The 8,941-nt window shown below is 65.1% G+C and carries 8 protein-coding genes; 1 reads left to right on the forward strand and 7 read right to left on the reverse strand.

The window, feature by feature from the left end; genetic code table 11:
* Positions 1-237: 237 nt before the first annotated feature.
* Complete coding sequence (locus tag AC3WJD_RS21010; protein WP_492748711.1) at positions 238-1,239, forward strand: hypothetical protein; 1,002 nt, start codon at positions 238-240, stop codon at positions 1,237-1,239.
* A gap of 59 nt (positions 1,240-1,298) precedes the next feature.
* Here the strand turns inward: AC3WJD_RS21010 and pnp are convergent, their stop codons facing one another.
* The 7 genes from pnp to infB all read right to left on the reverse strand — a co-directional run.
* Complete coding sequence (gene pnp / locus AC3WJD_RS21015) at positions 1,299-3,653, reverse strand: polyribonucleotide nucleotidyltransferase (RefSeq protein ID WP_492748712.1); 2,355 nt, start codon at positions 3,651-3,653, stop codon at positions 1,299-1,301.
* A 222-nt stretch (positions 3,654-3,875) separates the two neighbouring features.
* Entirely contained in the window at positions 3,876-4,145 is a 270-nt protein-coding gene (gene rpsO, locus AC3WJD_RS21020; protein ID WP_241631477.1) for a 30S ribosomal protein S15, read from the reverse strand.
* A 24-nt stretch (positions 4,146-4,169) separates the two neighbouring features.
* Complete coding sequence (gene truB / locus AC3WJD_RS21025; RefSeq protein WP_492748713.1) at positions 4,170-5,132, reverse strand: tRNA pseudouridine(55) synthase TruB; 963 nt, start codon at positions 5,130-5,132, stop codon at positions 4,170-4,172.
* 7 nt (positions 5,133-5,139) lie between these two features.
* Positions 5,140-5,715, reverse strand: a complete 576-nt coding sequence (locus AC3WJD_RS21030) for a thymidine kinase (RefSeq protein ID WP_492748714.1) — start codon at positions 5,713-5,715, stop codon at positions 5,140-5,142.
* 39 nt (positions 5,716-5,754) lie between these two features.
* Positions 5,755-6,153, reverse strand: a complete 399-nt coding sequence (gene rbfA, locus AC3WJD_RS21035; protein ID WP_492748715.1) for a 30S ribosome-binding factor RbfA — start codon at positions 6,151-6,153, stop codon at positions 5,755-5,757.
* On the reverse strand, positions 6,150-6,560 hold the full coding sequence (locus AC3WJD_RS21040; protein ID WP_492748716.1) for a PaaI family thioesterase: 411 nt from the start codon (positions 6,558-6,560) through the stop codon (positions 6,150-6,152). The genes rbfA and AC3WJD_RS21040 overlap by 4 nt, the downstream gene beginning before the upstream one ends.
* A gap of 18 nt (positions 6,561-6,578) precedes the next feature.
* A partial coding sequence (gene infB / locus AC3WJD_RS21045; RefSeq protein WP_492748717.1) for a translation initiation factor IF-2 occupies positions 6,579-8,941 on the reverse strand: 2,363 nt, incomplete at its 5' end.

Here is an 8,941-nt window from a genome sequence, read left to right on the forward strand (position 1 = left end):
CCACCGCCGCCACCACCGCCGCCGCCAGTGACGCGAGCCTATGCCGGCGCCGCCATCGCCGGCTTCTGGTCGATCGATGTCGGACGGATGGGCACCAACCCAATCGGTCCCAATTTCTCCGGACAATATGGAACGCGCGATGGCCGATTCAGCCCGTCGGCCGCCGATCCGTCGCTCTCAAACTATGGTCATGGCCCTCTCGCCTTTTCCAGCATCACACAGCTGAGCGGGTATCGGATGGCCGCTTATGGCGTCGAGCAGGCCGGCTCCACCTTGGTCGCCTACACTGCGCCGCCCGGATCGCTCACCTTCTCGCCGCTTACCTGGATGATCGACGGCGTAGGGGATCAGACCGCGGTCAAGGAGGCTTTCGGACTGCTGGGCAGTCTCTTTGCACTATCGAGTGATGTCGACCTGACGAACTTCGACGCAATTGCAGCGCTTTCTTCCTCCGACATGACGGTACAGGCCAATACCGGGCGCGTCATTGCCGGCCAGTTACGGGTCATGGCGCTGATCGCTGCCTATTCAACGGTCAAATACCGGGGCACCCCGAATATATCAGGCTCCTCGACGCTACCGATTGCAGACTATTTGAGGGCGCATCCCAAGCGCTTCATCTTCGAGAATGCCTATATGTCCGGCCTGCTCGCCACGGCGGACACGGGCAATCCGCCGCTGCGGAGCGACGTGCTGAGTGCAGCGGCACGTCTGGTCGACGCCTATGCCGCGGCGATCGGAATCAGCGTCACCACGCGCCAGCAATCCGCCCGCTTCACGCTCGGCATCTATGGCTATCTCGGACGCGAGCTTGAAAAGCTCCTCAAGGCAAACAGCGCTCAAGCCGCGACGGATGCGCTCGCCGTTACCGTTCAGGACATCCTCGACGGCACGGCACGCTTTCAAGAACAGCCCGCATTTCCGACAAGCGGCCGCATTCTTCCGGTCACCGATTTCTACTTCCTGCCGCAGGGCGGGGCGCTCGTCACGCATCAGCCCCATGGTAACGATCAGCTTGCGCAGAGCACGAACCCGCTGACCCCTTCGCCATCATGCGGCACCGTTTCCGTATCCGTTCCATCGGCAACGGCCAGTGAAATCGGGGCCACGATCAACCCAGATGGCACGCTCACCATTCGTGCGCTCGGGGCCTTCAAGGGGGTGAGCTATTTCGACTACGTCGTATCGTGCGGCACGCCCGAGCAGCAGACGGGCCGGGCATATGTCCGCGTCGAATAGCTAAAGAAAAAGGGGCCGCCGAAGCGACCCCTTTCCCGTGTTGGTTTGACCGAAAAGCCTCAGTCGTCGTCGCGGTTCAGGAATGCGGGCGCGAATTCGGGCTCGGGGCCCTCGTCCTTGCCGCCTTCGCTGCGCTCGCGGCGCGGGCCGCGGTCGCCGCGGTCGCCGCCGTCGCGGCGCGGACCACGGTCACGGCCGCCGCCACGGGGACCACGGTCGCCGCCGTCACGGCGGGGGCCACGGTCGCCGCGATCACCGCGGTCGCCACGCGGGCGTTCCTCGCGCGGTGGGCGCGTGTCTTCCAGCTCGGCGCCGGTCTCCTGGTCGACGACGCGCATCGACAGGCGGACCTTGCCGCGCGGGTCGATCTCGAGGACCTTGACCTTGACTTCCTGGCCTTCGGAGAGGACGTCCGCGACCTTCTCGACGCGCTCGTTCCTGATCTCCGAGACGTGGACGAGGCCGTCCTTGCCGCCCATGAAGTTCACGAAGGCGCCGAAATCGACGAGGTTGACGACCTTGCCGGTGTAGATCTTGCCCACCTCGGCTTCCTCGACGATGCCGAGGATCCACTTCCTGGCGGCCTCGATCTGGTTGAGGTCCGAAGAGCTGATCTTGATCACGCCCTCGTCGTCGATGTCGACCTTGGCGCCGGTCTCGGCGACGATCTCGCGGATCACCTTGCCACCCGTGCCGATGACTTCGCGGATCTTCGACTTGTCGATCTGGATCGTCTCGATGCGCGGTGCGTGCGCCGACAGCTCTTCACGCGTGTGGTCGAGCGCCTTGGCCATTTCGCCGAGGATGTGCGCGCGGCCTTCGTTCGCCTGCGCGAGCGCGACCTTCATGATCTCCTCGGTGATGCCCGCGATCTTGATGTCCATCTGGAGCGAGGTGATGCCTTCCGACGTCCCCGCGACCTTGAAGTCCATGTCGCCGAGGTGATCCTCGTCGCCGAGGATGTCGCTGATCACCGCGAAATCCCGGTTCCCCTTGCTGTCCACTTCGAGGATGAGGCCCATCGCGATGCCCGAAACAGGGCGCTTGAGCGGCACGCCCGCGTCCATCATCGACAGCGAGCCGCCGCAGACCGTCGCCATCGACGACGAGCCGTTGGACTCGGTGATGTCGGAGAGCACGCGGATCGTGTAGGGGAACTCGTCCTTCGACGGCAGCACGGGGTGCAGCGCGCGCCATGCGAGCTTGCCGTGGCCGACTTCGCGACGACCCGGCGCACCGAAGCGGCCAACCTCGCCGACCGAATAGGGCGGGAAGTTGTAGTGCAGCATGAAGTGCTCGTAGCGAAGGCCGGTGAGGCCGTCGATCATCTGCTCGGCGTCCTTGGTGCCCAGCGTGGTCGTGCAGATCGCCTGCGTCTCGCCGCGCGTGAACAGCGCCGAGCCGTGGGTGCGCGGCAGGAAGCCGACCATTGCCTCGATCGGCCGGACGGTCTTCGTGTCGCGGCCGTCGATGCGGCGGCCATCCTTGAGGATCGCGGTGCGGACGATTTCGGCCTCGAGCTTCTTGACGAGCTTCATCGCGGCCATCTGGTCCTGCGGCGTCTCTTCCGAGAAGGCTTCCTTGGCCTTGGCGCGCGCCTCGTTGAGCGCGCCCGAGCGCTCGGACTTGTTGGTCAGCTTGTACGCCGCCTCGATGTCCTTGCCGATCAGCTTCTTGAGCTTGGTCTTCGCGGCCGAAAGGTCGGCCTGCGGCGCCATGTCCCACGGATCCTTGGCGGCCTGCTCGGCCAGCTTGATGATCGCGTCGATCACCTTCTGGCAGTTCTTGTGCGCGAACATCACCGCGCCGAGCATGACGTCTTCCGAAAGCTCCTTGGCTTCGGATTCGACCATCATCACCGCGCCCTGCGTGCCCGCGACCACGAGGTCGAGGTCGCCCGCGGCAACCTGCTCGTCGGTCGGGTTGAGGACGTACTCGCCGTCGACATAGCCGACGCGTGCCGCACCGATCGGGCCCATGAAGGGCACGCCCGACAGCGTCAGCGCCGCCGAGGCCGCGACCATCGCAAGGATGTCGGGCTCGTTCTCGCCGTCATAGCTGAGAACCTGAGCAATAACGTTGATTTCGTTATAGAACCCTTCAGGGAACAACGGCCGTATCGGCCGGTCGATGAGGCGGGAGACCAGCGTCTCCTTCTCGGTCGCGCCGCGCTCGCGCTTGAAGAAGCCACCCGGGATGCGCCCGGCGGCCGAATATTTTTCCTGATAGTGGACGGTGAGCGGGAAGAAATCCTGCCCTTCCTTGACCGAGCGCGCGGCCGTGACGGCGCAGAGCACGACGGTTTCACCCAACGTCGCGAGAACCGCGCCGTCGGCCTGGCGGGCAACGCGGCCCGTTTCGAGCTTGAGGGTTTGTCCGCCCCACTCGATTTCGACTGTCTTCATGTTGAACATCTGTTTTCCTTCACTCCCGTCGCCCTATGCGACGGGGGCCTGTGTGCGGGCTAAGCCGGCCCGTGCGGTGCGGGGCTTTCCGTGCCCCATCGGGTGAGAGCCTTATTGCCTCACCCGGTTGCCCCGGGGAAGCCGGGGCCAAGTCCGTGCTGTTGCACGGCCATTTGCGGGATTCCGGCCAGTGCCGGAATGCCAAAAGGGCGCCCGATGGGCGCCCTTAAGTTACTTGCGAAGACCGAGCTTCGCGATGAGATCGGTGTACCGCGCGTTGTCCTTCTTCTTCAGATAGTCGAGAAGGCTGCGGCGCTTGTTCACCATCATGAGCAGGCCGCGACGCGAATGGTTGTCTTTGTGGTGGCCTTTGAAGTGCTCGGTCAGGTTGACGATGCGCTCGGTCAGAACCGCGATCTGGACTTCGGGGCTGCCCGTATCACCCTCGGCGCGGGCGTGTTCCTTGATCAGCGCTTCCTTGCGCTCGGCAGTAATCGTCATAAAAATCTTTTTCCTTCGACATCGCTACAGGTTGAAGCCGCGCACCACCCGGATTTCCGGACCGGAAACCTCCACAAGCGCTACCGGCGTTTCCGCTTCGGTGGCGAGGTGAAGGCCCTGATGAGCAGCGATCCCGATCAAGACCTGCCCCTGGCGGAGCAGCCTTGCCTGATCGGGGGTGACGGATAGAGCCGGGATGTCGTCCAGCCCCGCCGTCAGCGGCAAGGTTATGTCTTCAAGCGCGCGGTGCATAGAGAGTTCCGCCAGTTTGTCCAGCGAAATCGCCTGATCGAGCGTGAAGGGGCCCGCCCTGGTGCGCCTCAGCATGGTGACATGGCCGACCGTGCCGAGCGCCAGCGCGATATCGCGCGCGAGGCTGCGGATATAGGTGCCCTTCGAGACATGCGCGGTGAGGGTGATCTCTTCCAACCCTTCGCTGCCATTCCCGCGAAAGCGGGAATCCAGACGATCTTCGAGAACCCCACCGGCATCCTCTGGATTCCCGCTTTCGCGGGAATGACACAGCGAGAGAGCGTGAATCGTCACGTCGCGCGGGCTCAGCACCACATCCTCACCCGCGCGCGCGAGGTCATAGGCGCGCTTGCCATCGACCTTGAGCGCGGAAAAGGCGGGCGGCATCTGGGAGATCGGCCCGGTGAAGCGTGGCAGGATCGCCTCCACCGCGGCAAGATCGGGGCGGACATCGCTCGTCGCGATCACCTGACCTTCGGCATCGAGCGTGTCGGTCTGCGTGCCAAAGCCGATCGTGAAGGCATAGACCTTCGACGCGTCGAGCATCCGGCCGGCCAGCTTGGTTGCCTCACCCAGCGCGACCGGCAGCACGCCCGTGGCGAGCGGATCGAGCGTGCCGCCATGCCCGACCTTCACCTTGCCGTATTCGCCTTGCCGCAACGCCCGCTTGACCGCGGAGACCGCTTGGGTCGAGCCGAGCCCCAGCGGTTTATCGAGAATGATCCAGCCGTGCATGCCGCCCTCAGCGCGTCCGCGCGACGAAATGCTTGCGGCACAGTGCGACATAGCGGTCATTGCCGCCGATCTCGGTCTGCGCGCCCTGCTGGACGGCGCGGCCCTCGGCGTCGACGCGCAGGTTCATCGTTGCCTTGGCACCGCATTCGCAGATCGTCTTCAGTTCGACGAGCACATCGGCAAGCGCGAGCAGATGGGCGCTGCCCTCAAACAGATTGGCTTGGAAATCGGTGCGCAGCCCGTAGGCAAGCACCGGGATCCGCAGTTCGTCGCAGATGCCGGCCAGCTGCCACACCTGATCGCGCGTCAGGAACTGTGCCTCGTCGACAAGGATGCAGTTGAGTGGCCGCCGCGCATGCTCGACCGCGACCGCGGCGCGGATATCGGTCCCGGCATCGAACATCGTCGCTGCCGCCTCGAGCCCGATGCGCGAGCTGATCATCCCCGGCGCATAGCGATCGTCGATCGCGGCGGTGAAGAGCATCGTCTCCATGCCGCGTTCCTGGTAGTTGAAGCTCGACTGGAGCAGCGTCGTCGATTTCCCCGCGTTCATCGACGAATAGTAGAAATAGAGCTTGGCCATGGCCTGCCTATTGGACTTGCGGACGCGCCGCGCAAGCCGTCACGCCTCGTCCTTGTCCAGGTCGCGCGCGACCTTGGGCTCGCGCAGCAACGCGTCGATATGGCTTCCCTCGTCGAAGCTCTCGTCCGCAAGGAACTTGAGCTTCGCCGCATATTTCATCTTCACGCGGTGCGCGACCTCGCGCTGGAGATAGGCAGTGTTGGTGCGAAGCGCCTTGATCACCGCTTCCTCGTCCTTGCCCAGCAGGGGCTTTACGAACACCGTGGCATGGCGAAGATCGGGGGACATGCGCACTTCGGTCACCGACACGGGATGCGTCGCGAGCGTCGCGTCATGCACGTCGCCGCGCATCAGGATCTCGGACAGTATATGGCGCACCTGTTCGCCCACGCGCAGCACGCGGACGGAGCGGGTTTCGGGGGTTTCGGTATTTCTCATCGATCAGTTGTCACAATTCTGGCGCTTGAGGTGGCACGGGCCAGCAGGCGGTCCTCGCCATCGAACAGCTCGGCCTCGAGAAAGGCGATGTTTCGGCCCAGGCTGACGACGCGGCCCCTGCCGATCACACGCCCCGGTAGTACCGGCCGGATGAAGCTGACGTTGAGGTCGATAGAAGCCGGAATGCACGCGCCACCGGTCTTGCTCACAAGCGCGGGTCCCAGCGTATCGTCGAGCATCGCGGCGACGAAGCCGCCCTGCACCGTGCCATGGGGATTGAGGAACTTTTCCGAGGGATGGAAGGCGATCTCGATCATCCCCGCCTCGGGGTCTTCGCTGACCAGTTCCCAGCCGAGTGTTTCGGCCGCCGGGGGCGCGGGCAGGCGTGAGAAGATGCTCTCCGTCATGCCGCCCGCACCTCCGTGTTAGAGCGTCCGTTCGCGCAGCTCGACCTCGAAGGTTTCGAGATAGTCGCCGGGCTTGATGTCGGTGAAGTTCTGGCTGAACGTCACACCGCATTCCAGACCCGCGCGAACCTCGGCCACATCGTCCTTGAAGCGGCGCAGCGAGGCGATCTCGCCATTGTAGATGATGACGTCGTCGCGCGTGATGCGTGCCTTGAGCGCCTTGCGGATTACGCCTTCGGTGACGAGCAGACCCGCCGCCTTGCCGTGCTTGCCCGCGGAGAAGACCTCGCGGATCTCGGCGCGGCCGACCACGGTCTCGATCGCTTCGGGGCCGAGTTCACCCGCCATTTCGGAGCGGATGTCGTCGGTGAGGTGATAGATCACGTCGAAATATTTGAAACGCACCTTGTCGCGTTCGCCGATCTCGCGTGCCTTGGCGTTGGGACGCACGTTGAAGCCGATGATCGGCGCGTTCGACGCCTTGGCAAGTGTCACGTCCGACTCGGTGATCGCGCCCACGCCCGAATGCAGGATGCGGACCTTGATCTCGTCGGTCGAAATCTTGTTGAGCGCGTTGACGATCGCCTCGGTCGAACCCTGCACGTCGGCCTTGACGACGACCGGATACTCGATCGCCTGCTTGTCCTTGAGTGCGGAGAACATCGCGTCGAAGCTCGCCGGCGCGCTCGTCGTGCGCTTTTCGAGCGCGAGCTGCTGGCGATAGGCCGCGACCTCACGTGCGCGTGCCTCGTTCTCGACGACCGAGAGCGTGTCGCCCGCATGCGGCGTGCCCGACAGGCCCAGCACCTCGACGGGCGCCGACGGTCCGGCTTCCTTGATCTGCTGGCCCTTGTCGTTGATCAGCGCGCGGACCTTGCCGCTCTCGCCGCCCACGACGAACACGTCGCCGACATGCAGCGTGCCACGGCGCACGAGGATCGTCGCCACCGGGCCGCGACCCTTGTCGAGCTTGGCCTCGACCACCGTGCCTTCGGCGGCGCGGTCGGGATTGGCCTTGAGCTCCATGATTTCGGCCTGCAGCAAGATCTTGTCGATCAGCTCGTCGAGATTGGTCTTCTTGAGCGCGGACACCTCGACATCCTGGACGTCGCCGCCCATCGCCTCGACCACGATCTCGTGCTCAAGCAGGCGCTCGCGCACCTTCTGCGGATTGGCGCCTTCCTTGTCGATCTTGTTGATCGCGATGATCATCGGCACGCCGGCCGCCTTGGTATGGTTGATCGCCTCGATTGTCTGCGGCTTCAGGCCGTCATCGGCCGCCACCACGAGGATGACGATATCGGTGACGTTCGCGCCGCGCGCGCGCATCTCGGTAAAGGCCTCGTGGCCCGGCGTATCGAGGAAGGTGACGAGCTGACCGCCCTTGGTCTTCACCTGATAGGCGCCGATATGCTGCGTGATGCCGCCGGCTTCGCCCGCGACGACATCGGTGCCGCGCAGCGCGTCGAGCAGGCTGGTCTTGCCGTGGTCGACATGGCCCATGATCGTGACCACGGGCGGACGGGCCTGGAGCGTCGCATCCGCATCGACATCGGCTTCGGTGTCGATTTCAATGTCCGAATCGGACACGCGCGTGATGTTGTGGCCGAATTCGGTCACGAGCAGTTCGGCGGTGTCCTGGTCGATCGTCTGGTTGACGGTCACCATCACGCCCATCTTGAACAGCGCCTTCACGAGGTCGGCGCCCTTTTCGGCCATACGATTGGCGAGTTCCTGCACCGTGATCGCCTCGGGGACGACGACGTCGCGGACCTGCTTCACCTGGGGCTGGCTATAGCCGCCCATATGCGCACGCTTTTCCTTCTCGCGCGCACGCTTCAGCGCGGCGAGCGAGCGCGCACGCGCGCCGCCGTCGCCCTCGTTGAGCGCGCGGTTGACGGTGAGCTTGCCCGACTGGCGGCGATCGTCGACGCCCTTGGCCGGACGCGCAGGGCGTGCCGGCGGCTCGGGCCGCTTGACGGGCGCGACCGGCGTGAACTTGCGCGGGGCGGGGTGACGTTCGTCGGTCTTGACCGTTGGCGCCGATGCCTCGGCCTTGGTCTCTGCGACAGCGGGCTGAGACTCGGGCGCGGGTTCGGGCGCTTTCGCGGCCTCCTCGGCGGCGCGCTTCGCTTCTTCCTCGGCGCGGCGCGCGGCCTCTTCCTCGGCCTTGCGATTTTCCTCGCTGCGACGCTTTTCGTCCTCGCTCGCCTCGACCTTGGCGCGTTCCTCGCGGCGGCGCGCCTCCTCGTTCGCGGCCATGCGCGCTTCCTCGGCCTCGCGCAGCAGCTTCGCCTGAAGCTCCTGGCGCGACATCAGGCTGTCCGCGGCGGGCCGCGGCGCGGGCGCCTTGGCGGCGGGGGCAGGGGCCGGCGCAGCAG

Source organism: Sphingobium sp. FW306-1B-F04DB (genome assembly GCF_058781925.1).

Bases quoted from the DNA above. Each gene is read 5' to 3' on its own strand.
- AC3WJD_RS21010 (WP_492748711.1), top strand. From the start codon at position 238: ATGGCCGCTTATGGCGTCGAGCAGGCCGGCTCCACCTTGGTCGCCTAC.
- pnp (WP_492748712.1), bottom strand. From the start codon at position 3,653: ATGTTCAACATGAAGACAGTCGAAATCGAGTGGGGCGGACAAACCCTC.
- rpsO (WP_241631477.1), bottom strand. From the start codon at position 4,145: ATGACGATTACTGCCGAGCGCAAGGAAGCGCTGATCAAGGAACACGCC.
- truB (WP_492748713.1), bottom strand. From the start codon at position 5,132: ATGCACGGCTGGATCATTCTCGATAAACCGCTGGGGCTCGGCTCGACC.
- AC3WJD_RS21030 (WP_492748714.1), bottom strand. From the start codon at position 5,715: ATGGCCAAGCTCTATTTCTACTATTCGTCGATGAACGCGGGGAAATCG.
- rbfA (WP_492748715.1), bottom strand. From the start codon at position 6,153: ATGAGAAATACCGAAACCCCCGAAACCCGCTCCGTCCGCGTGCTGCGC.
- AC3WJD_RS21040 (WP_492748716.1), bottom strand. From the start codon at position 6,560: ATGACGGAGAGCATCTTCTCACGCCTGCCCGCGCCCCCGGCGGCCGAA.